Origin of the sequence: Streptomyces sp. bgisy159, assembly GCF_965341775.1 — a bacterium.
Taxonomy (GTDB): Bacteria; Actinomycetota; Actinomycetes; order Streptomycetales; family Streptomycetaceae; genus Streptomyces.
In genome coordinates, this window is sequence record NZ_CBDQZH010000025.1 from 60,686 (window position 1) to 82,842 (window position 22,157).

Below are 22,157 nucleotides of genomic sequence, written 5' to 3' on the forward strand. Positions count from 1 at the left end.
CAGGGCCCCGGCGCGAAGCACCGCCGGGTGGGGGCGGCGGTGGGAGCCGGGCGGGCGGGTAAGGTCTGCGCCTGTGAGTGGTACTTCCCCAGCTCTTCAGCCCCCGGCCGGCGCCGTGAAGCCGGTGCGGCACCCCGACGCTCCCGTACCCGGTGAACTCCTCGGTGCCCACTACGAACAGTGTTTCGGGTGCGGCGGCGGGCAGCCGCACGGGCTGCACCTCCAGGCGCGGGCCGGTGAGGGTGTCACCGTGACCGCCGAGTTCACCGTGCAGCCCGCCCAACAGGGTGCCCCGGGGCTCGCGCACGGCGGGGTGCTGGCGACCGCCCTGGACGAGACGCTGGGCTCCCTGAACTGGCTGCTGCGCACGATCGCCGTGACCGGACGGCTGGAGACCGACTTCGCGCGGCCGGTGCCGGTGGGCACCACCCTTCACCTGGAGGCCGAGGTCACCGCGGTGGCCGGACGGAAGATCTACTCGACCGCCACCGGGCGGATCGGCGGCCCTGACGGGCCCGTCGCGGTGCGCGCCGACGCGCTCTTCGTCGAGGTTGCGGTGGAGCACTTCGTCCACCACGGCCGCGAGGAGGAGATCCGGGCCGCCATGAGCGACCCGGACCAGGTCCGGCGGGCCCGCGCCTTCGAGGTGAACCCGTGAGCCGTGCCCCCCTCGATCTGCTCGTCCGCCGCGTCGACCCGGAGGTACCGCTTCCGACGTACGCGCACCCCGGTGACGCGGGGGCGGATCTGCGCACCACCGAGGCCTGCGAACTGGCGCCGGGGGAGCGGGCGGTGCTGCCCACGGGGGTCGCTGTGGCGTTGCCCGAGGGGTACGCGGCCTTCGTGCATCCCCGGTCGGGGCTCGCCGCCCGGTGCGGCGTCGCCCTCGTGAATGCCCCGGGGACGGTTGATGCCGGGTACCGTGGGGAGATCAAGGTGATCGTGGTGAATCTCGACCCGCGCGAGTCCGTGCGGTTCGAGCGCTTCGACCGGATTGCCCAACTGGTCGTCCAGCAGGTCGAGAGGGTCCGCTTCCAGGAGGTCGCGGAGCTTCCCGACTCGGCGCGGGCCGCGGGGGGCTTCGGGTCCACCGGCGGCCATGCCGCCGTGGCGGGAACGAACAGCACAAGCGGTCAGGCCGCCGAAGGCGGCACAGCGGGTGGGTATCGATACGCTTCGGTCGTATCAGACCGGGAAGGACAGTGACGTGTTCGGACGTCGCAAGAAGAAGGATGCCGCCGAGGGCGCGGCCGGCGAGGCCGAGCAGGTCGTCGACAGCGTCGACACCGAGGCGGACGACGAAGAGGGCGCGCGCGAGCGCGTGCGTCTGGAGCCCGAACCGCGGCCCGACGGGCCCTGGGACAGCTCGGAGGTGAGCGAGCCCGGCGAGGGCCGCGTCGACCTGGGTGGTCTCTTCGTGCCGGGAGTCGACGGCATGGAGCTCCGGGTCGAGGTCGCGGGCGACGCGATCGTCGCGGCGACCGTGGTGCTACGGGACAGCGCCATCCAGCTGCAGGCCTTCGCCGCGCCCAAGCGCGAGGGCATCTGGGGCGAGGTGCGCGAGGAGATCGGCTCGGGCATCACCCAGCAGGGCGGCATCATCGACGAGGTCGAGGGTCCCCTGGGCTGGGAGCTGCGGGCTCAGGTCCCGGTGCAACTGCCGGACGGCACGAGCGGCTTCCACGTCGTGCGGTTCGTCGGCGTGGACGGTCCGCGCTGGTTCCTGCGTGGTGTCATCTCGGGCCAGGGCGCGGTGCAGCCGCAGGCCGCCGGACTGCTGGAGCAGATCTTCCGGGACACCGTCGTGGTTCGCGGCGAGGGCCCGATGGCCCCGCGCGATCCGATCGTCCTGAAGCTGCCGAACGACGCACAGATGGTGCCGGAGGGTGTCCAGCAGGAGGAGGGCTCCCGCTTCTCCGGCGGTATGGGGCAGCTGCAGCGCGGGCCGGAGATCACCGAGGTCCGCTAGGACTGTCACAGCGAAAGCGTGGAGGGCCGCACCCCCGGGTGCGGCCCTTCTGCACGCCCGCGCCTCCGTGAACGGCACCGGTGCGCTGACCCTGCGCGACCGGCCGGCCTGCACCGCTCCCCGTCGTCGCCCGGAAGGCACTCACGCGCGGGGCGGCCCCGAGCAACAATCCCGAGTGGACGAACCATTGAGGGCCGGGCGGAAGATCGCGATACTGACGCCCGGCCACGGGGGAACAGGGGAGGACAGATGAGCCAGGTCGCCACCGAGACCATGGTCCGGGTGGACAACGTCCACAAGTCGTACGGGGAGGGAGCCGCCGCCGTCCACGCGCTGCGCGGGGTCTCCTTCGACATCCCGCGCGGGGAACTGGTCGCGCTCAAGGGCCGTTCGGGCTCCGGCAAGACGACACTGCTCAACCTCGTCGGCGGACTCGACACACCGGACGGGGGCCGGATCACCGTCGACGGCACGGACCTGTCCGAGCTCGGCGAGGACGGCCTGCTGGCCCTGCGCCGGGACCGCGTCGGCTTCGTCTTCCAGTCGTTCGGGCTGATCCCGATCCTCACGGCCGCCGAGAACGTGGGGGTGCCGCTGCGGATGCGCCGGGCCGACGTGCGCGAGCGCGAGGAGCGCGTCGAGCTGCTGTTGTCGCTGGTGGGCCTGGCCGATCACGCGGCACAGCGGCCCACCGAGCTCTCCGGCGGCCAGCAGCAGCGGGTGGCCATCGCCCGGGCCCTCGCCAACAGCCCGTCGCTGCTGATCGCCGACGAGCCCACCGGCCAGCTGGACGCGGAGACGGGCCACTCGGTCATGGAGCTGCTGCGCGCGGTCGTGCGCAGCGAACAGGTCACCGCCCTGGTCGCCACGCACGACGCGAACCTGCTCGACCTGGCCGACCGCGTTCTGGAGCTGCGCGACGGGGAGATCCGGGGGGAGGACGGGTAGGGCCCTGTCGGCTGCCGTCTCGTGGGCCGTGCGGAGCGGGGGGCGGGCGGCCGTGCTGGTCGTGCAGGCCGCAGGCGCCCAGGTCCTTCGCCGCGCCGTAAGGCGGCCGGGGCCGCGGGGGTGGGAGTACGGTGCGGAGGGCAGGCTTCGTCACCCGGGTGCTCCTGATCGGCCACGCGTCGCGGACCGTGCGCCCTGGTCTCCGGCCTTCGGGCACGCACGTACTCGCACGCGGGCGCCGATCCCGGTGCTGTCGGCCCGGCACTCCTCCGACGAGCAGGCGGCGGTGCTGGAAGGGCACCGGGCCGGGGGCGGGCCACCGCTTCGAACGTCAGCCCGTCCGGGGTGGTGACCGGGGCTACGGCGGGAGCGGTGCACCCCGGTACGCTTCAGATATGAGTGCCGTTCCTCGTTCCGACAAGCCGGCGGGTCGCTTCCGCCGCATGCTCGACCGGCTCTCCTCGTCGCAGGAGGACCTGGAGTCCGAGGAGCTGCGGGAGGACGCCGAGACGGCCGGCTGTACACGCATCGGTGACTGCCAGGACCGGCAGATAGTGACGGTTACTGGTACCTTGCGCACGGTCACGCTGCGGCCGCGCGCGGGAGTCCCGGCCCTGGAGGCCGAGCTGTTCGACGGTTCCGCCGCGCTGGACGTGGTGTGGCTCGGCAGGCGCTCCATCGTGGGGATCGAGCCCGGGCGGCGACTGATCGCGTCGGGCCGGATCTCGATGAGCAGAGGCCGCCGGGTGCTGTTCAACCCGAAGTACGAACTGAGACCCCTCGGTAGGGAGTAGCCGGTGACGTCGCTCGACAAGTCGACGCAGGACACGGAAGCGGACGACGCCCGGGCGGTGACGGAGGCCGCGCTGTTCGAGGCCTTCGGCGGGGTCCGGGGCATGGTCGAGACGGTGGTGCCCGGGCTCCTCTTCGTCACGATCTACACGGTCAACAAGGACCTGCACATGTCCGCGATCGCCGCGCTCGCGGTGTCGCTGGTCCTGGTCGTGGTGCGGCTGGCGATGAAGGACACCGTCAAGCACGCCTTCAGCGGGGTCTTCGGCGTCGCCTTCGGCGTCGTCTTCGCGATGATGACCGGCAACGCCAAGGACTTCTACCTTCCCGGCATGCTCTACACGCTGGGCCTGGCGCTGGCCTACATCGTCACCACGCTGTGCGGGGTCCCGCTGATCGGGGTGATCCTCGGCCCGGTCTTCAAGGAGAACCTCTCCTGGCGCACCCGCAACCCCGGCCGCAAGAAGGCGTACGCGAAGGCCAGCTGGGCCTGGGGCCTGATCCTGCTCGCCAAGTGCGCGATCCTCTTCCCGCTGTACTGGTGGGCCGACACCACCCAGCTCGGCTGGGTCCTGATCGCCCTGAAGATCCCGCCGTTCCTGCTCGCGGTCTGGCTGACCTGGGTGTTCCTGGCGAAGGCGCCCGCGCCCATCGACGTGTTCGCGGAGATGGAGGCGGCGGAGAAGGCCGAGCGGGAGGAGGCCGCGGCGAAGCCGGCCGAGTGAGCGTGGCCGGGTGAGCGTGGCCGGGTGACAGAGACCCGGTGACACAAGCCGGCCGACCGCGCAAACGCCGAGGGCGCCCTGGGAGACCAGGGCGCCCTCGGCGTCCGTCCGTCCGTTCGCACGGCGAGCGCCGCGGAGGTGTGTCAGTCGGTCGCGTCCGCGCGCCGGACCGACAGCAGGTCCTCCAGCTGCTCCTCGCGGGCCTGGGCGGCCACGAAGAGGAGTTCGTCGCCCGCCTCCAGGGAGTCGGCGGGGGACGGGGTGAGGACCCGGGTGCCGCGGATGATGGTGACCAGCGAGGTGTCCTCCGGCCACTCCACCTCGCCGACCTGGGTGCCGGCCAGGGCCGACTCCTCGGGCAGGGTCAGTTCGACGAGGTTGGCGTCACCGTGGCTGAAGCGGAGCAGCCGGACCAGGTCGCCGACGCTCACCGCCTCCTCGACCAGGGCGGACATCAGACGCGGGGTCGACACGGCGACGTCCACGCCCCAGGACTCGTTGAACAGCCACTCGTTCTTCGGGTTGTTCACCCGGGCGACGACCCGCGGGACGCCGTACTCCGTCTTCGCCAGCAGGGAGACGACGAGATTGACCTTGTCGTCGCCCGTGGAGGCGATCACCACGTTGCAGCGCTGCAACGCCGCCTCGTCCAGGGACGTGATCTCGCAGGCGTCGGCGAGCAGCCACTCCGCCAGCGGGACGCGCTCGACCGAGATCGCGGTCGGCGCCTTGTCGATGAGCAGGACCTCGTGGCCGTTCTCCAGCAGCTCGCCCGCGATCGAGCGGCCCACCGCGCCGGCTCCGGCAATGGCGACCCTCATCAGTGACCGCCTTCCTCAGGGCCCTTGGCGAACGCCGCCTCGACCCGCTCGACCTCGTCCGACCGCATCATCACATGCACCAGATCGCCCTCCTGCAGCACCGTCTGCGAGCTGGGCACGATCGCCTCACCGAGCCGGGTCAGGAACGCCACCCGGACGCCCGTCTCCTCCTGCAGCGTGCTGATCTTGTGTCCGACCCATGCGGTGGAGGTGTGCACCTCCGCCAGCTGGACACCCCCGGTGGGGTCCGTCCACAGCGGCTCGGCGCCGGACGGCAGCAGCCGGCGCAGCATCTGGTCGGCGGTCCAGCGCACGGTGGCGACCGTGGGGATGCCCAGCCGCTGGTACACCTCGGCGCGCCGGGGGTCGTAGATCCGGGCGGCCACGTTCTCGATGCCGAACATCTCGCGGGCCACCCGGGCCGCGATGATGTTGGAGTTGTCGCCGCTGGAGACCGCGGCGAAGGCACCGGCCTCCTCGATGCCCGCCTCCCGCAGGGTGTCCTGATCGAAGCCCACGCCGGTGACCCGCCGTCCGCCGAAGGAGGAGCCGAGACGGCGGAACGCGGTGGGGTCCTGGTCGATCACGGCGACCGTGTGCCCCTGCTGCTCGAGGTTCTGGGCGAGGGCGGAGCCCACTCTGCCGCAGCCCATGATGACAATGTGCACGGACTTACACCACACTTCCCGCAGGGCCTCTGACCTGGGCAAACGTCCCGCTCATTTTTCTCTTCCGGCTCGTCGGGCAACATGTGCGGCCGCCATGACGGCCGTCAGTGACCATCATGCCGGTGATGCCGCGTCATGGTCCCACTCGGGGGCGCCGGAGCCGGCGCGGGGACGGTGCGGGCGGGGCGGTGTGCCGCCGTCTGTTCGAAGGCTTACGATCCTCTGTTGTGTCCAAACTGACCGACGTGCCCAAGCGAATTCTGATCGGGCGCGCACTGCGCAGTGATCGGCTCGGAGAAACGCTCCTGCCGAAGCGCATCGCACTCCCCGTCTTCGCCTCCGACCCGCTGTCCTCCGTGGCCTACGCGCCCGGGGAGGTGTTGCTGGTCCTGTCGATCGCGGGCGTGTCGGCCTACCACTTCGCCCCCTGGATCGCCGTCGCGGTCGTCATCCTGATGTTCACCGTGGTGGCGTCCTACCGGCAGAACGTGCACGCCTACCCCAGCGGCGGCGGCGACTACGAGGTCGCGAACACCAACCTCGGCCCGCGGGCCGGACTGACCGTGGCCAGTGCCCTGCTCGTGGACTACGTGCTCACGGTCGCCGTGTCGATCTCCTCCGGCGTCGAGAACCTCGGCTCGGCCGTGCCGTTCTTCGTCGAGCACAAGGCGCTGTGCGCCGTCGCCATCATCGTGCTGCTCACGCTGATGAACCTGCGCGGCGTGAAGGAGTCCGGCAAACTCTTCGCCATTCCCACGTACGTCTTCGTCACCAGCGTGTTCCTGCTGATCGCATGGGGGGCCTTCCGCGGCCTGGTGCTGGGCGACACCATGCAGGCCCCCACCGCCGAGCTGCACATCGAGCCCGAACAGCAGGGCCTGGCCGGGTTCGCACTCGTCTTCCTGCTGCTGCGCTCGTTCTCCTCCGGCTGCGCCGCGCTCACCGGCGTCGAGGCGATCAGCAACGGCGTACCCGCGTTCCGCAGGCCGAAGTCGAGGAACGCGGCGACCACGCTGGCCCTGATGGGCCTGTTCGCGGTGTCCATGTTCTGCGGCATCATCGCCCTGGCCCTGGCCACTGACGTCCACATGGCGGAGAACCCGGCCGCCGACCTGCTCCGCGGCGGTGTCCCGGTGGGCGCCGACTACGTCCAGGACCCGGTGATCTCCCAGGTCGCCGCCGCCGTCTTCGGCAAGGGCAGCTTCTTCTTCGTCCTGCTCGCGGCGGCCACCGCGCTGGTGCTGTTCCTCGCCGCCAACACCGCCTACAACGGCTTCCCGCTGCTCGGCTCGATCCTCGCGCAGGACCGTTACCTGCCGCGCCAGCTGCACACCCGCGGCGACCGGCTCGCCTTCTCCAACGGCATCGTGCTGCTCGCGGGCGCCGCGGCACTGCTGACCGTCATCTACAACGCCGACTCCACCCGCCTCATCCAGCTGTACATCGTCGGCGTCTTCGTCTCCTTCACGCTCAGCCAGACCGGCATGGTCCGGCACTGGAACCGCCACCTGGCCGGCGAGACCGACCCGGGGCAGCGCCGCCGTATGGTCCGCTCCCGGGCCATCAACGCGTTCGGCGCCTTCTTCACCGGCCTGGTGCTGGTCGTCGTCCTGGTGACCAAGTTCGAGCACGGCGCCTGGGTGTCCCTGCTCGGCATGGTGATCTTCTACGTGACCATGACCGCGATCCGGAAGCACTACGACCGGGTCTCCGAGGAGATCGCGGCGCCCGAGGAGCCCAGCGACGACACGATCCGCCCCTCCCGGCTCCACTCCATCGTGCTGGTCTCCAAGATCCACCGGCCGACGCTGCGCGCCCTGTCCTACGCCCAGCTGCTGCGCTCGGACAGCCTGGAGGCGCTCAGCGTCAACGTGGACCCGGCCGAGACGAAGGCGCTGCGCGCCGAGTGGGAGCGGCGCGGCATCGACGTACCGCTGAAGGTCCTGGACTCGCCCTACCGCGAGGTGACCCGGCCCGTCATCGACTACGTCAAGAGCCTGCGCCGCCAGTCGCCGCGCGACGCGGTGTCGGTGATCATCCCCGAGTACGTGGTGGGCCACTGGTACGAGCATCTGCTGCACAACCAGAGCGCCCTCCGGCTCAAGGGCCGGCTGCTGTTCACGCCGGGCGTCATGGTCACCTCGGTGCCGTACCAGCTGCAGTCCTCCGAGGCCGCCAAGCGGCGCGCCCGCAGGCAGGCGGAGTGGAACGCGCCCGGCTCGGTGCGGCGTGGCCCCGCGACGGAGGAGGCGGCGAAGAAGCCGTCGTCGCGGAAGTAGACTGGTGGGCTGTTGTCGGTCCGTACGCCCTCGTCGCCGCGGTCCGCGTTCCCGGACGCCGTCCCCCTCTCGATCTGGAGTCACCCCGCCATGCAGGCAGAACCGAAGAAGTCGCTGGTGGGCGTGGAGTACGAGGTCGAGGTCGGTCCCGTCGCCCACGGCGGCCACTGCATCGCCCGCACCGAGGCCGGCCAGGTGCTGTTCGTGCGGCACACGCTGCCCGGTGAGCGGGTCGTCGCCCGGGTCACCGAGGGTGAGGAGGGCGCCCGGTTCCTGCGCGCGGACGCGGTGCGGGTGCTGGAGGCGTCCAAGGACCGCGTCGAGGCACCCTGCCCGTACGCCGGTCCGGGCCGCTGCGGTGGCTGCGACTGGCAGCACGCCAAGCCGGGCGCGCAGCGCCGGATGAAGGGCGAGGTCGTCGCCGAGCAGCTGCGCCGGCTCGCGGGCCTCACGCCCGAGGAGGCCGGCTGGGACGGCACGGTGATGCCGGCGGAGGGCGACAAGCTGCCCGCCGGGCAGGTGCCGCAGTGGCGTACGCGGGTGCAGTACGCGGTGGACGCCGAGGGCCGGGCCGGACTGCGCCGGCACCGCTCGCACGAGGTCGAGCCGGTCGACCACTGCCTGATCGCCGCCGAGGGCGTCAGCGAGCTGGGCGTCGAGAAACGGGACTGGACCGGCATGGAGACCGTCGAGGCGATCGCGGCCACCGGGTCCCAGGACCGCCAGGTCATCCTCACCCCGAAGCCGGGCGAACGGCTGCCGATCGTGGAACTGGACCGGCCGGTGTCCGTCATGCGCGTCGGGGAGAAGGACGGCGGCGTCCACCGCGTCCACGGCCGCCCCTTCGTCCGCGAGCGTGCGGACGGCCGTACCTACCGGGTCGGCAGCGGCGGCTTCTGGCAGGTCCACCCGAAGGCGGCGGACACCCTGGTGACCGCCGTGATGCAGGGCCTGCTGCCCCGCAAGGGCGAGACGGCCCTCGACCTCTACTGCGGCGTCGGCCTCTTCGCCGGCGCGCTGGCCGACCGGCTCGGCGAGAAGGGCGCGGTGCTCGGCATCGAGTCCGGCAAGCGCGCGGTCGAGGACGCGCGGCACAACCTCGCCGGCTTCCCCCGGGTCCGCATCGAACAGGGCAAGGTCGAGTCCGTCCTCCCGCGTACCGGCATCACGGAGGTCGACCTCATCGTCCTCGACCCGCCCCGCGCCGGCGCCGGCCGCGCCACCGTCGAACACCTGACGTCCCTGAGCGCCCGCCGCATCGCCTACGTCGCCTGCGACCCGGCGGCGCTGGCCCGGGACCTGGGGTACTTCCGGGACGGGGGGTACCGGGTACGGACGGTGCGGGTGTTCGATCTGTTTCCGATGACGCACCACGTTGAGTGTGTCGCGATCCTCGAACCGGCCGCGAAGCGCTCCTGACCTGCGCTTTCTTCCGTGCGCATTATGTGTGGTGTGGGTGTTACGGGCGATATCTTCACGCTGAAATCACGCTTGTGACGCTCAATTGACGCTCGTTCTGATGGTGTGTCACCTCACTGGTCGTGCAGATCCTGCTGGGTGGAAGACGTGCTCCCGAAGGCTGGCTTTGCGGGAACTCGAACGAAACGCAACCGATTTCCGGGCGATTTCGGCGAGCTGGGGGCGGAACCGGTGTCCACGGTCACGCTGGGCCACCGCCCGCGCCCGCGGGAGGCCGGTCACCGCCCATTCCCCGGCAGACCGGGGCGCACACCCCTCTTCCCGGACACGGCCCGTGATGTCGGTGCCACCCTCTACGGTGGAGATCACCGATGCCGCGGGGCGGTGGGGAGGGACGACGGGCGTGCGCAGGGTGCCACCGGAGATGTTCCGGTTCACGACGGGGGAGAAGGCCGACCTGAACGGGGCGGTGCTGGACGCCTTCGGCGTGGCCGGCGAGCACCTCGAAACCACACTGGGGCCCGACGCGGTACGCGAGCGACTGCGCCTGGTGGGCTGGGTGGCGGATGTCGACGACGCGGAACTGCACGACGCGCTCACCCGGCTCGTGAAGTGGGAACTCCTCGACGTCGTGCACAACCACGCCGAGAACTACCGCACGGCCGAGGAGTACGAGCGGCGCAACCTCCAGTACTCGCTGACCCGCCGGGGCGAGGCGGCTCTCGCCGGAGTGCGGCACGCCCTTGAGGTGCTGGCCTCCACCGGGGCGTTGCAGACGGCCGTGCTGGAGGCCATCGCCGACCGCCTGGACGACCTGTGCCTGCTGTCCGGCGAACCCGCCTCCGCCGACCGGCGGATCTTCAGCACGCTGCGCGAGCTGGAGGCGCATCTGGAGGCCCTGGTGGAGAACACCAAGGCGTTCAACGGCGAACTGCAGCGCCTCCTGCGCGCCGAGGGGGCGGACCTGGAGGTCTTCCGCGAGGTCAAGGCCGCCACCGTCGCCTATCTGCAGGAGTTCCTGGTCAACCTCGACCGGCGCGGACAGGCGGTCGCCGCCGCCGTGGCCCGGGTGGAGGAGCGGGGGACCGCCGTGCTGCGCGAGCGCGCCCTGCGCGGGGCCGAACTGCCCCCGGTCGCCGGTGAGGACCCCGCGGCCGGCTGGCTGGAGAGCAGACGGGCGCGGTGGGCGGGCCTGCGGGCGTGGTTCCTGCCGGACGACGGGGCACGCCCCCGGATCGAGCAGCTGCACGACATCGCCCGGCGCGCCATCGTCTCGCTGCTGCAGGTCCTGGAGCGGATCAACGAGTCACGGCGCCGCTCCTCCAGCGCCGTACAGGACTTCCGGGAGCTGGCGCGCTGGTTCGCCGCCGCCCCGGCGGAGGAAGACCTGCACCGGCTGTGGTCGGCCGCCTTCGGACTCGGCCCGGCGCGCCACGCCCACCTCGCCCACCCGGACCCGGAGTTGATCCCGTCGTCCCGTTCCTGGGCCGAGGCCCCGCCCGTGGAGGTGTCGGCTCTGCTGCGGACCAGCGGACGGACGGAGCGCTTCACCCGCACCGCCAGGGTGCGGGACGTCACGGCCGTCAGGGCCGAGCGCGCGGAGCGGGCCCGCGCGGAGCGGACGGAACTCGCCCGTGCCTGGCAGGCGTTGCGGACGGACGGCCCCGTGCGTCTGTCCTCCTTCGGCACCCTGGATCCCGCCGTTTTCGAGCGGCTGCTCGACCTGGTCGGCCGGGCCCTGGCCGCCCGGCCGGACACGACCGGCTCACGCCGCGCCACGACGGGTGACGGCCGGGTGGAGATCGCGTTGTCCCCGCCTCCCGACGAGCGCACCGCCGTGCTGCGCACCACTAAGGGCACACTCGCCGGACCGGACTACGTCGTACGCATCACAGCGGTCGGCGGAGCGAGCCCCCTCCCACGACCGGGCGCCGCGCGGCGGGAGGCAGCCGGATGAGCACCCTCGCCAACCAACTCGCCGCCGCGGAACGGGAGCAGGTGGCCCGCGCCATCCGCCTCCTGCTGGCCCGGCCGCTGCTGACCGAAGCCACCGACCCGGCCGGCTTCGAACTCGTACGCCGCCGCCGCGAGCCGCTGGCCCAGTGGTTCGACTACACCTGCGGCTGGAGCCTGGTGGTGGAACCGCGCCGCGGCTACGCCCGCCTCACCAAGGTCCGCGCCGACCCGGACGGCACCCGGCCGGCCCGCAGGGCCCGTTCCGGCCGGGCCCCGTTCGACCGCCGGCGTTACGTGCTGCTGTGCGTGACCGCCGCCGAGCTGCTGTCCATACCGATGACGACCATCGGCATGCTCGCCGACCGTGTCGTGCAGGCCACGGCGGCCGACCCGGCGCTGACCGCGTTCGACCCGGTGCACAAGCCGGAGCGGATGGCGTTCGTCGACGTCCTGAAACTGCTGGAGTCGTACGACGTGCTGCGCGCGGTCGACGGGACCACCGAGGCGTACGTCGAGTCGGCCGAGGCGAAGGTCCTCTACCGGGTGGACACCACGCTGCTGATGCGGCTGCCCGCCGCGCCCGTCGGCGCCTCCCGGCTCGCCGTACCCCCGGACGAGGTGCCCGCGCGGTTCGGGGAACTCCTCACCGGTCTGGTGCGGGAGCGCCGTTACGGCGGCGCGGTCGCCGACGGCACGGCGGACGAGGCGCACGGCGAGCGGGCCGCCACGGACGCGCAACGCAACCTGAGGCTGCGCCACTCGGTGCTGCGCCGCCTCTTCGACGACCCCGTGCTGTACCGGACGGACCTCACCGACGACGAGCTGGCGTACGTCACCTCCCTCACAGGACGCCAGATCCTGCGCCGCTCGGTCGAGCAGGCCGGTTTCCTGCTGGAGGAACGAGCCGAGGGCTTCCTGCTCGTGGACCCGGACGGGCTCGCCACCGACGTCCGCTTCCCCGACGACACGTCCACCGCCCGGGTCGCCGCGCTGCTCCTCCTGGAGCCGCTGTGCGCCGCGCCCGCCGGGCTGCTGCCCGAGCAGCTCGCCGAGGCCGGAGCGGACCTGCTGCGGCGCTTCCCGCGGTGGGCCAGGGCGTACCAGTCCGAGGACGGCGCGGCCCGGCTGTCCGACGACGCCGTAGGCGTCCTGCAGGACGTCGGCCTGGCCCGCCGGACCGGGGGGCGGGTCGTGGCGTGCCCGGCCGCCCACCGCTACCGCCTGACACGGACGACGAGTGGGGACCGGGACGACGAGCCCGGACCGGCAGCGGACGCCGCCGCCCCCCGGGCGGCGGTCGGCACGGCTGCCGAGGGCGTCGCCGCAGAAGGAGACCAGCAGTGAGCGTGACCGAGCTTCCCCTCCCCCGGCGGCCGGAGCCCACCGAACCGGCTCCGGCAGGGGCCGCCCGAGCGGCGGACGCCGCCGGCAGCCGTTGGCAGCCCCACCGCGCCGGCATCCTCAACGTCTGGCGCTACTACGACGAGACGTTCACCTTCCACCAGGGCCGCCTGCTGCTCCGCGGCCAGAACGGCTCGGGCAAGTCCAAGGCCCTGGAACTGCTGCTGCCGTTCCTCTTCGACGCCAGCCTGCGCCCCAACCGCCTGTCCACGTTCGGTGGTTCGGAACGCACCATGCACTGGAACCTGCTGGGCGAGGGCGCCTCCGGCAAGACCCGCGTCGGCTACGTGTGGATGGAGTTCCGCCGCGTCGGCGACGACGGCACCGAGCGGTGGTTCGGCTGCGGGGCGCGCCTTCAGGCCAGCGTGCACACCAGCACGGTGCACGCCGACTACTTCACCACCGGCTCCAGAATCGCCCACCCCGGCGGTGTGCTCCTCGTCAACGACGCGGGACAGCCACTGACCCGGGCCGCCCTCGCCGAAGCCCTGCGCGACCGCGGCGACGTCCACGCCTCGGCCACCGACTACCGCACGGCCGTACGGCGTGAACTCTTCGCGGGGATGGGGGAGCAGCGGTACGAGTCGCTGCTGTCCGCGCTGCTCCAGCTGCGTCAGCCCAAACTGTCGGAGCGGCTCGACCCGTCGCTGCTCTCCACCCTGCTGTCCCGTGCCCTGCCCCCGCTGGGCGAGGCGGAGATCGCCGAACTCGCCGAGGGCTTCGAGCGGCTCGACCGGCAGCGCGAACACCTCAAGCGGCTGGACGACGAGGTGACGGCCGCCGAGACCGTCGCGTCCCGGCAGCGTGCCTACGCGCGGCGGGTCCTGCGCGCGGGTTCCGCCGCGCTCATCTCGGCCACGACCGAGCTGGACAACCTCACCCGCGTCGCCCGCCGGAGCGCCGACGAACTCGAACAGGCGCTGGCGGAACGGCGGTCGACCCAGGACCGGCGCGAGGAACTGGAGTCGCGCTCGCACGCGCTGGACGAGATCGTCGAGGGCCTGCGCGAGAGTGACGCGTACCGGCAGGGCGAGGAACTCGACCGGCTCCGCCGCCGTACCGAAGACGTGGCAGCCGCCGCCGGGAGGCAGCGATCCGCCGCTCAGGCCGCTCAGGTCCGGTCGGAGGAGGACCAGCGGCACGCCGAGGAGGCGGCGCACCACGCCCGCACACTGGGCGAGCACGCGCGCGAGGCCGCCGGGGAAGCACACCGGGCGGCTCGGGCAGCAGGGCTGGAGTCCATCCACCACGAGGTGAGGACGGTCCTCGACGCGGCGGAGCCCGCGGTGGCCCTCCCGCCAACCCCGGGACGAGACCAGGGCGGCGTCCCGCGCACGGCGGCCGGGGACGCGGCGCGACAGGCCCGTCGACTGGTGCGCGGCGCGGACACCGCCCGACGGCAGCAGGTCACCCTCGTCACCGAGGCGATCGACGAGCACGATCGCGCCGTACGCGACCGGGGCGCCGCCGAGGAACTGCTGGACCAGGCCCGCACCCGTCTCGCGGAGGCGATCGCCCGGCGGGACGAGGCGTCCGCCGCCTGGGACGATGCCCTCGCCGCACAGGCGGAACGCCTGCTCGCCTGGGCCGAGGACTGCACGGAACTGCGCATCACCGACCTCGACGCACTCGCTGCCACAGCAGCGGCGGAGGCCGAGGTGACAGCCCTGACCGAAGCCGCCGCGCGCCCGCCGGAACAGGAGATCGCCGAGGCGGAGGCCACCACCCGGGCCGCACGCCAGGGCCTGCGGGACGAGCGGAGCCGACTGGAGGAGCAGCTACGACGGCTGAGCGGTGAAACCGACCTGCCGCCCGGGCCCCCGCCCACCCGCACCGCCGTCCGTACGGAGACGGCGGGAGCACCCCTGTGGCGCGTGGTCGCCTTCCGTGAAGGCGTCCCGCTGCCCGTCCAGTCCGCGGTGGAGGCCGCACTGGAGGCGTCGGGTCTCCTGGACGCCTGGGTCGGTCCCTACGACGGAATCACACTGCCGGGTCACGACACGCGCGCCGAAGCCGCCCTGGCCGCGACCGCCCCGGGGCCAAGCCTGCTGGAGGTGCTGCGGCCCGAGGAGGGCATCCCCGTCCCGGCCGACACCGTGACCCGCATCCTCGCGGGCATCGCCTACGGCCCCACTCTGCCGGGCGGGCACCCCGCGGCCGTCTCCGCCGACGGCGCCTGGCGTCTCGCGCTCGCCACCGGCACCTGGAGCAAACCGGAGCCGGCTCACATCGGCGCCCTGGCACGTCAGCGTGCCCGGCAGCGCATGATCGGCGAACTGACCGACCGTATCGGCGAGACGAACGCCTCCCTCGCCGCACTCGACGACCGGCTGCGTGGCCTCGCCGCTCGCCGCGCCCGGCTGGACGCCGACCGCGCCGCCCGACCCGACCACCGGGAACTCGACGCCCGGCGGCGTGACCGGGACCGCGCGGAGGACACCGTGGCGGCCCGGGACGACGCCGTGCGTGACGTCGCCGGACGACTGGCGCGGTGCGAGAGGGAGGTGGCGGCCGCTCTGCGCACGCTCGACCGACGAGCCGCCGAACACGGACTGCCCACCGATCGCGCCCGGTTGCGTACGCTCTCCGACGCCATCGACAGGTTCCGGAACACCGCCGACGGTTGGGTGGACGCCCGGCTCGCCGCGACCGCCGCCACCGACCAGTCCCGCCAGCGGGCCGCCCAGGCGGCCCGATCGCGCCGGACCGCAGAGGAACGCGCCGAGGACGCGGCCGCCACCGAAGCGGAGGCAACGGGGCTGAAAGCGCGCCTGGAGGCAGTGGAAGCCACCGTCGGCGCGGACTACCGGCAGATCGTCGCACGCCTCGCCGAGGCGCGCGCCGAGCTGCGCAGCTGCCGTGAGGAGGCCGGCCGGGCCGCCGAACTCCTGCTGCGTCTGGAAGGACAGGTCGGAGAACTGCGGGCCACCAGCGGCCAGGACGCCGAACGACGGGAACAGGCCGTCGCGACCAGGGACGCAGCGGCGCGCCGGTTCCGGCACCTGTGTCTGGCCGGGCTGGCCGAGGACGCCGGCATCACACCGGCACTCGACGCCGGGGACGGCACCAAGGCCACCCTGGAGGCCGCCCGCGCCACGGCGGCGAAGTGGCCGGACCTCCCGCACGCCCCACGCAACCTGGGCGACGCCGCGACCCGCCTGTCCGAAGCGGTCCACGAGGCCCGCCGGCGCCTCGGCACCCGTGCCGATCTGGACCTGGAACCCGACGACGACATCCAGCTCTTCACCGCCACCCTGGACGGCGTACGGGTGGGGGCGACGGGCCTGCTCAGCACGCTCACCCAGGAGCGCGACCGCAGCCGGGACGACATCACGGCCGCCGAGCGGCGCCTGTTCGACCAGATCCTCACGGGCGACATCCGCCGCCACCTCGCGGCCCGCATCCGCCAGGCCGGTGAACTCGTCGACCGCATGAACGGGCACCTGGAGCGGGTCCGCACCGCCTCCGACGTCGCCGTCCAACTCGTCTGGGACGTCCGCCCGGACCTTCCGGACAGCACCCGCACCGCCCGTCAGCTGCTGCTCAAGGACCCCGGCCGGGTCACCGAGAGCGACCGGGAGGCGCTGCACGTCTTCTTCCGTGCCCGCATCGAGGAGGCCAAGGGCAGTGAGACGGCCGCGAGCTGGGAGGAACAGCTCGGCGAGGTGCTCGACTACACCGCCTGGCACCGCTTCACCGTCCGCCTCGACCGGGCGAACGGGACCGGATGGCAGCCGCTGACCAAGAAGCTGCACGGCGCGCTCTCCGGCGGAGAGAAGGCCATCGCACTGCACCTGCCCCTCTTCGCCGCCGTCGCCGCCCACTACGAGGCCGTGCCCCTGGCACCCCGGCCGATCCTGCTGGACGAGGTCTTCGTCGGAGTCGACACGGTCAACCGCGGACAGGTCTTCGCGCTGCTCACCGCCCTCGACCTGGACCTCATGGTCACCTCCGACCACGAATGGTGCACCTACGGCGAACTGCCCGGCATCGCCGTCCACCAACTCCTCACCGGCGGGGACGACGACGCGGTCACCAGCGCCCGCTTCGTCTGGAACGGCGTCGACCTGGAGGTGGAATGACCAGCGCCGACGCGAGGATGCCCACGGAACCGGCCCCGGGCGAGGCCACCCTGCGCCGCCCCGAACTCCGCCCCCTCTGGGACACGCTCCACAGCCGCCTCTCCTCCGGCCGCCCCGTCACACGGGTGCGCCTCGGACCGCTCGACGACACCCAGCGCGAGGCGCTCGCCGACCTCCTGGGCCTCGACCGTCTGCCGGACGCACGTCCCTTTGTCCCCCTGACCCGCCTGGAGGAGGCCGTCACCGAACTCTCCGGCCGCACCGTACGAGACATCGTCAGCGAACTGGTCGGCCCCCTCGGCGACAGAGCCGGCGAGCGGCGCCGCCGGCAGGACGAGCGGGCCGAGCTGTGGACCTGGCTGGCCGGGCACGAGACGGTGAGGGCCCAGCCGGCGCTCTCCGACTGGGCCGCCGGCTGCCGGGCAGCCGGCGTGGTCGGCGGCTCGGTGGAGCAGACCCGTACGCTGCTCACGGACGCGCTCAAGGTGCTCGCCGAACTGCCCGGCCAGGCAGAACCCCTGCCCGTCTTCGCCGCCCGGGTCCTCAGCGGCCGGACGCACGCACTCGACGACGGCACACCCCTGTCCGCACTCGTCCTGCGCGCCCTGGCGACCCTGTACGACACCGTCCCGCCGCAGTCCGCCGCGCAGCGGCGCGCCCTGTGGGCCCGCGCGGGAGTCGCCGACGACGAGCTGTCCGCCACCGTTCTCGTCGGCGGTCTTCGCCCGGCCGGCGACGGACTGCTCGCCCAGGTGGCCACGGCGTGCGCGGAGGCCGGCCAGGCCGCCTGCCTGACCCTCGCCCACGTCCGGTACCCGGGCGAGTTCATCCTTTCCGCGGCCCCTGTACCCGTCGTCCACGTCGTGGAGAACCCCAGCGTCCTGGCACTGGCCCTACGCCGCTTCGGGCCCTGCTGCCCGCCGCTCGTCTGTACGTCCGGCTGGCCCAACAGCGCCGCGATCCAGCTCCTGCGCATGCTCGCGGACCACGGAGCGGCTCTTCGCTACCACGGCGACTTCGACGGAGAAGGCGTCCGCATCGCCGCCTACGTCCTGGACAAGACGCCGGCGCGTCCCTGGCGCATGACGGCAGCGGACTATCGTGCCGCGGTCGCCCTCAACCCAGGCGGTCCTCAGCCGGGACGCATCACCCAAGCGCCCTGGGATCTCGACCTGGCCGATGACATGGCGGAGCACGGCGTCGCCGTGGTCGAGGAGCTGGTGGCGGAGGTGTTGTTGAAAGATCTCGCTGGTGCGGCTCAGCAGAGGCGTCGGCCTGACTGGTCGTGACGCCTCTTTGACGCTCCAGGTGGACGAGTGGCCGTTCGGAGCGGCGGCGGACACACGCTGACCTGCGATTACTCGTCTCGCTTTTCATGTGACGAACTCGGCGTCGCGGACCACCCCGACAAGCCGCTCGGCCTGCACACGGCTTCCCCGGCGGATCTCGCCGTACCCGGCGGTGGCGCCGGTACGGCCGGAAGATCTGAACCAGTACAGGGAATCAGGCGGCGACGAGCTCCTGCTCGTGGTCCGGCGTTTCGGCCTTGGTCTTCTTGTTCGGCAGCGAGAGCCGGAAGACCTTGTGCCACGCGGAGAACACCTGCTTGGGCAGTGGCCCGGTGACGTACTCCAGCTCGTACTTCTCGAACAGCGCGCGCACCTTCACCGCGACCTCGGCGTACCGGTTGCTCGGCAGGTCCGGGAACAGGTGGTGCTCGATCTGGTGCGACAGGTTGCCGGTCATGAAGTGCATGGCCTTGCTGCCGCTGATGTTCGCCGAGCCCATCATCTGGCGCAGGTACCACTGGCCGCGCGTCTCGCCCTTGATCGACCGGCGCTCGAAGACCTTCACGCCCTCGGGGAAGTGCCCGCACATGATCACCGAGTGGGACCAGAGGTTGCGGACCAGGTTCGCGGTGAACGTGGCGGCGAGCGTGGGGAGGAACGACGGGCCCGACAGCAGCGGGTGGATCACGTAGTCCTTGAGTACCTGCTTGCGGATCTTGCGGCCCACGGCCCTGGCCCGCGCGCGGAACTCCGGGTTCTTGCGGCGGCGCTTGTTGAGGTTCTTGCCGAGCTCCAGGTCGTACGCCGCGATGCCGTACTCGAAGAAGCAGGCGTTGATGAAGTTCCACAGCGGCTGGCCGAGGTGGAACGGGTGCCACTTCTGGTCCTCGTCGACGCGCATGATGCCGTAGCCGAGGTCGTTGTCCTTGCCGATCACGTTGGTGTACGTGTGGTGCAGCTCGTTGTGCGAGTGCTTCCACTGGTCGGCCGGCGAGACGTGATCCCAGTCCCAGGTGGTGGAGTGGATCTTCGGGTCCCGCATCCAGTCCCACTGGCCGTGCAGGATGTTGTGGCCGATCTCCATGTTGTCCATGATCTTCGCCACGGACAGGCCGGCGGTGCCGATCAGCCACGCGGGCGGGAAGATCGAGAACAGGAGCACACCCCTGCTGACCAGTTCGAGCTTGCGCTGCGCCGAGATGACCTTACGGATGTAGGCGGCGTCTTTCTCGCCGCGGCCGGCGATCACCTCGTCGCGGATCGCGTCCAGCTCGCGGCCGAGCTCCTCGATCTGCTCCGCGGTCAGGTGGGCGGTGGGGTCGATAGCGGTCAAGGTGTTCCTACCGTTCGATGTCGCAGGGGCCCGCGGCGGCGGACACACAGGTCTGGATGAGGACACCCGGCTCGGCCTCGGTGATCTCGCCGGTGCGCAGGTCGCGGACGGCACCCGCCTTGAGCGGCGTGACGCAGCCGAAGCAGATGCCCATGCGGCACCCGGAGGGCATGAGCACGCCGGCCTCCTCGCCGACGTCCAGCAACGGCGTGGCGCCGTCCGCGTCGACGGTCTTGCCGGTGGCGCTGAACGTGACCTCGCCGCCGTCGCCGGCGACGACGATGCCGGGGCGGAAGCGTTCGGTGTGCAGGCGCTCTTGGACGCCGTGCTCTCTCCAGTGCTCTTCGGCGGCGTCGAGCAGGCCCGCGGGCCCGCAAGCCCAGGTCTCGCGCTCGGCCCAGTCGGGCACGAGTTCGTCGAGACGGGCGATGTCGAGCATGCCGTCTGTGTCGGTGTGCACCTCGGTGAGCCGCAGCTTCTTGTCCGCGACCAGGTCGTGCAGTTCGTCGCGGAAGATCACGTCTTGCGGCTGTGGCGCGCAGTGGACCATGACGACGTCGTCGAACTCGGTGTCGCGCAGCATGCCCATCACGGGCGTGATGCCGCTGCCGGCCGTCAGGTAGAGCACCTTGGCGGGCTTGGCCCGCGGCAGTACGAAGTCTCCGGTCGCCTGGTCGAGCTGGATCAACGTGCCCGGTTTCACCCTGCGGACCAGGTGGTTGCTGACCTTGCCGTCCGGGATCGCCTTCACGGTGATCGTGACGCGGCCGTCCGGGCGGTTTGTCGGCGATGTGAGGGAGTAGGCACGCCACAGGCGTACGCCGTCGACGTCGACCCCGATCCGCACGTACTGACCGGCTGTGTGGCCGCGCCAGCCCCGGCCCGGCCTGATCACGACGGTCGCGGCGTCACCCGTCTCGGGGTGCACCGCCTCGATACGTCCCCGCAGGTCAGCGCCCGCACGCAGTGGGCTGACCAGGTCGAGGTAGTCCGACGGCAGCAGCGGCGTCGTGACCATCTCCAGCAGTTTCCACGCCCCGCTGCGGAGGGCTGCGCTCGTCATGGCTCCAGCTTGCTGTGCCGCGAGGCGTAAAGTCCTGACCGCAGGACGTGAATCTGGTCGGATGAATTGTTCGCAAGGAACAAAGACGTGAGCCAAGCAATCCGGAGGGCCAGCGAACTGGCCTTGGACGAGACGACGGTCACAGCACTTCGGGCCGCGCTGAAGACCACCGCTGACGAGGTCGTCCAGGCCATCATCGACGAGGTCCCTCCCTACGCCAACGCCCTGTCGGGTCACATGGGCGCCACCATCCGCCGAGCCGTGCGCACCGCCCTGGGGCACTACCTGGACCTCGCGAGCGGGAACGCCACGGGCGGCGACGCCGGTGACGCGGCCTACGAGCTGGGCCGCGGTGAGGTGCGCGACGGCCGTTCGATGGACGCCCTGCTCAGCGCCTACCGCGTCGGCGCCCGCGTGGCCTGGCGATGCCTGGCAGCGGGTGCCGTACCCGCAGGTCTGCCCGCCGCCGAGGTCGCCAAGTTCGCCGAGCTGACCTTCGCCTACATCGACGAGCTCTCCGCCGCGAGCGCCGCGGGCCACGCCGACGAACTGGCTGCCCGGGGCAGGGCCCACGAGCTCCACCTGGAACACCTGGCCCGCGACCTTCTCGGCGGCGCGAGCCCGGATGTGCTGCTGGCCTCTGCCCAACGGGCCGGGTGGCAGCCTCCGGTTTCGCTGACCGCGGTCCTGCTGCCCGCCGCCCAGGCCCGGCCTGCCTACCGCGCGCTCGACCCGGGAACCCTCGTCCTCGACGATCTGCCGGACGCCACCGGTGTGCTGCTCGTACCCGATGCCGACCGATCACATCTCCTGCGGCAGCTGACCGACCGCACCGCCGTGGTCGGCCCGGCCCGGCCTTGGACTCGGGCGTCCGCCTCGTACGCACGAGCCGTACGCGCGCGCTCCCTCTCCGTCGATATTCGCGACACGGAGGACCACCTGCCTGAGCTGGTGCTGAGCGCCGACATGGACGCGTTCGCGGACCTGCGGGCCCGAGCCCTCGCACCGTTGCGGACCTTGCCCGTCGCGACCGCACGGCGGCTGGAGGAGACGTTGCGGGAGTGGTTGCTGCACCAGGGCAAGCGGGACGAGGTGGCGGCGGCGTTGTTCGTCCATCCCCAGACAGTCCGGTACCGGATGTCGCAGCTGCGGGAGCTGTTTCCGGATCTCGCATCGCCACACCGGGTCCTTGAACTGACGCTGGCGGTCGGTCTTCCGGTCAGCTGACGCGTGCTTCGACCGTCCATACACTCCCGGGCGGATCCCGGCGTCATGCGCGCGGTCGCCCGCGGGCACCGCGTCTCCGGGTTCGGCCTGGGGGCGGCTCTCGTGCCCAGGTGTCCATCCACCTGGACGGTCTTGAAGCCGGGACGGTCCGGGTGAGCGGGGCGATCATGGTGCAGCAGGCCGGC

The 22,157-nt window shown here is 72.1% G+C and carries 17 protein-coding genes; 13 read left to right on the forward strand and 4 right to left on the reverse strand.

Annotated elements, in window-relative coordinates; genetic code table 11:
• Positions 1–73: 73 nt before the first annotated feature.
• The 6 genes from ACSLTV_RS23110 (at position 74) to ACSLTV_RS23135 (ending at position 4,434) form a co-directional block, all read left to right on the forward strand.
• Positions 74–658, forward strand: a complete 585-nt coding sequence (locus ACSLTV_RS23110; protein ID WP_435612808.1) for a PaaI family thioesterase — start codon at positions 74–76, stop codon at positions 656–658.
• Entirely contained in the window at positions 655–1,206 is a 552-nt protein-coding gene (gene dut, locus ACSLTV_RS23115) for a dUTP diphosphatase (RefSeq protein ID WP_432136343.1), read from the forward strand. The genes ACSLTV_RS23110 and dut overlap by 4 nt, the downstream gene beginning before the upstream one ends.
• Position 1,207: 1 nt before the next feature.
• A complete protein-coding gene (locus tag ACSLTV_RS23120; protein ID WP_432136344.1) occupies positions 1,208–1,969 on the forward strand; it encodes a DUF3710 domain-containing protein in 762 nt (253 codons plus the stop codon).
• Positions 1,970–2,218: 249 nt separating this feature from the next.
• The gene (locus tag ACSLTV_RS23125; RefSeq protein ID WP_435612809.1) at positions 2,219–2,917 is read left to right on the forward strand and encodes an ABC transporter ATP-binding protein; all 699 of its coding nucleotides are present in this window, start codon (positions 2,219–2,221) and stop codon (positions 2,915–2,917) included.
• Positions 2,918–3,312: 395 nt separating this feature from the next.
• Positions 3,313–3,711, forward strand: a complete 399-nt coding sequence (locus ACSLTV_RS23130) for an OB-fold nucleic acid binding domain-containing protein (RefSeq protein ID WP_432136346.1) — start codon at positions 3,313–3,315, stop codon at positions 3,709–3,711.
• A 3-nt stretch (positions 3,712–3,714) separates the two neighbouring features.
• Positions 3,715–4,434, forward strand: a complete 720-nt coding sequence (locus ACSLTV_RS23135; RefSeq protein ID WP_432136347.1) for a DUF3159 domain-containing protein — start codon at positions 3,715–3,717, stop codon at positions 4,432–4,434.
• A gap of 143 nt (positions 4,435–4,577) precedes the next feature.
• On the opposite strand, the gene ACSLTV_RS23140 is transcribed toward ACSLTV_RS23135, so the two are convergent.
• Together ACSLTV_RS23140 and ACSLTV_RS23145 are read right to left on the reverse strand one after the other, a co-directional pair.
• Positions 4,578–5,255, reverse strand: a complete 678-nt coding sequence (locus tag ACSLTV_RS23140) for a potassium channel family protein (RefSeq protein ID WP_432136348.1) — start codon at positions 5,253–5,255, stop codon at positions 4,578–4,580.
• Positions 5,255–5,923 (reverse strand): potassium channel family protein, encoded by a 669-nt coding sequence (locus tag ACSLTV_RS23145; RefSeq protein ID WP_432136349.1) that lies wholly within the window; start codon positions 5,921–5,923, stop codon positions 5,255–5,257. Before ACSLTV_RS23145 ends, ACSLTV_RS23140 begins: the two co-directional genes overlap by 1 nt.
• 227 nt (positions 5,924–6,150) lie before the next feature.
• Between ACSLTV_RS23145 and ACSLTV_RS23150 the strand changes: the two genes are divergently transcribed.
• From ACSLTV_RS23150 to ACSLTV_RS23175, 6 genes are all read left to right on the forward strand, one after another.
• On the forward strand, positions 6,151–8,202 hold the full coding sequence (locus tag ACSLTV_RS23150; protein WP_432136350.1) for an APC family permease: 2,052 nt from the start codon (positions 6,151–6,153) through the stop codon (positions 8,200–8,202).
• Between the two features lie 90 nt (positions 8,203–8,292).
• The gene (locus tag ACSLTV_RS23155; RefSeq protein WP_432136351.1) at positions 8,293–9,621 is read left to right on the forward strand and encodes a class I SAM-dependent RNA methyltransferase; all 1,329 of its coding nucleotides are present in this window, start codon (positions 8,293–8,295) and stop codon (positions 9,619–9,621) included.
• Positions 9,622–10,045: 424 nt separating this feature from the next.
• Positions 10,046–11,578 (forward strand): TIGR02677 family protein, encoded by a 1,533-nt coding sequence (locus ACSLTV_RS23160; protein WP_435612810.1) that lies wholly within the window; start codon positions 10,046–10,048, stop codon positions 11,576–11,578.
• A complete protein-coding gene (locus tag ACSLTV_RS23165) occupies positions 11,575–12,921 on the forward strand; it encodes a TIGR02678 family protein (RefSeq protein WP_432157285.1) in 1,347 nt (448 codons plus the stop codon). Before ACSLTV_RS23160 ends, ACSLTV_RS23165 begins: the two co-directional genes overlap by 4 nt.
• Complete coding sequence (locus ACSLTV_RS23170; RefSeq protein WP_432157284.1) at positions 12,918–17,060, forward strand: TIGR02680 family protein; 4,143 nt, start codon at positions 12,918–12,920, stop codon at positions 17,058–17,060. Before ACSLTV_RS23165 ends, ACSLTV_RS23170 begins: the two co-directional genes overlap by 4 nt.
• Positions 17,057–18,349, forward strand: coding sequence for a TIGR02679 family protein (locus tag ACSLTV_RS23175; protein ID WP_435612811.1), 1,293 nt, complete (start codon positions 17,057–17,059; stop codon positions 18,347–18,349). The genes ACSLTV_RS23170 and ACSLTV_RS23175 overlap by 4 nt, the downstream gene beginning before the upstream one ends.
• 214 nt (positions 18,350–18,563) lie before the next feature.
• Here the strand turns inward: ACSLTV_RS23175 and ACSLTV_RS23180 are convergent, their stop codons facing one another.
• Entirely contained in the window at positions 18,564–19,682 is a 1,119-nt protein-coding gene (locus ACSLTV_RS23180; RefSeq protein ID WP_432136356.1) for a fatty acid desaturase family protein, read from the reverse strand.
• A gap of 7 nt (positions 19,683–19,689) precedes the next feature.
• Positions 19,690–20,745, reverse strand: a complete 1,056-nt coding sequence (locus ACSLTV_RS23185; RefSeq protein ID WP_432136357.1) for a ferredoxin reductase — start codon at positions 20,743–20,745, stop codon at positions 19,690–19,692.
• 87 nt (positions 20,746–20,832) lie between these two features.
• On the opposite strand from ACSLTV_RS23185, the gene ACSLTV_RS23190 reads away from it, so the two are divergent.
• Positions 20,833–21,972, forward strand: coding sequence for a PucR family transcriptional regulator (locus ACSLTV_RS23190; protein WP_432136358.1), 1,140 nt, complete (start codon positions 20,833–20,835; stop codon positions 21,970–21,972).
• Positions 21,973–22,157: the final 185 nt, after the last annotated feature.

Excerpts from the sequence above, each read along its gene's own strand:
- ACSLTV_RS23125 (WP_435612809.1), top strand. The coding sequence starts at position 2,219 with ATGAGCCAGGTCGCCACCGAGACCATGGTCCGGGTGGACAACGTCCAC.
- ACSLTV_RS23130 (WP_432136346.1), top strand. The coding sequence starts at position 3,313 with ATGAGTGCCGTTCCTCGTTCCGACAAGCCGGCGGGTCGCTTCCGCCGC.
- ACSLTV_RS23140 (WP_432136348.1), bottom strand. The coding sequence starts at position 5,255 with ATGAGGGTCGCCATTGCCGGAGCCGGCGCGGTGGGCCGCTCGATCGCG.
- ACSLTV_RS23155 (WP_432136351.1), top strand. The coding sequence starts at position 8,293 with ATGCAGGCAGAACCGAAGAAGTCGCTGGTGGGCGTGGAGTACGAGGTC.
- ACSLTV_RS23160 (WP_435612810.1), top strand. The coding sequence starts at position 10,046 with ATGTTCCGGTTCACGACGGGGGAGAAGGCCGACCTGAACGGGGCGGTG.
- ACSLTV_RS23165 (WP_432157285.1), top strand. The coding sequence starts at position 11,575 with ATGAGCACCCTCGCCAACCAACTCGCCGCCGCGGAACGGGAGCAGGTG.
- ACSLTV_RS23175 (WP_435612811.1), top strand. The coding sequence starts at position 17,057 with ATGACCAGCGCCGACGCGAGGATGCCCACGGAACCGGCCCCGGGCGAG.
- ACSLTV_RS23185 (WP_432136357.1), bottom strand. The coding sequence starts at position 20,745 with ATGACGAGCGCAGCCCTCCGCAGCGGGGCGTGGAAACTGCTGGAGATG.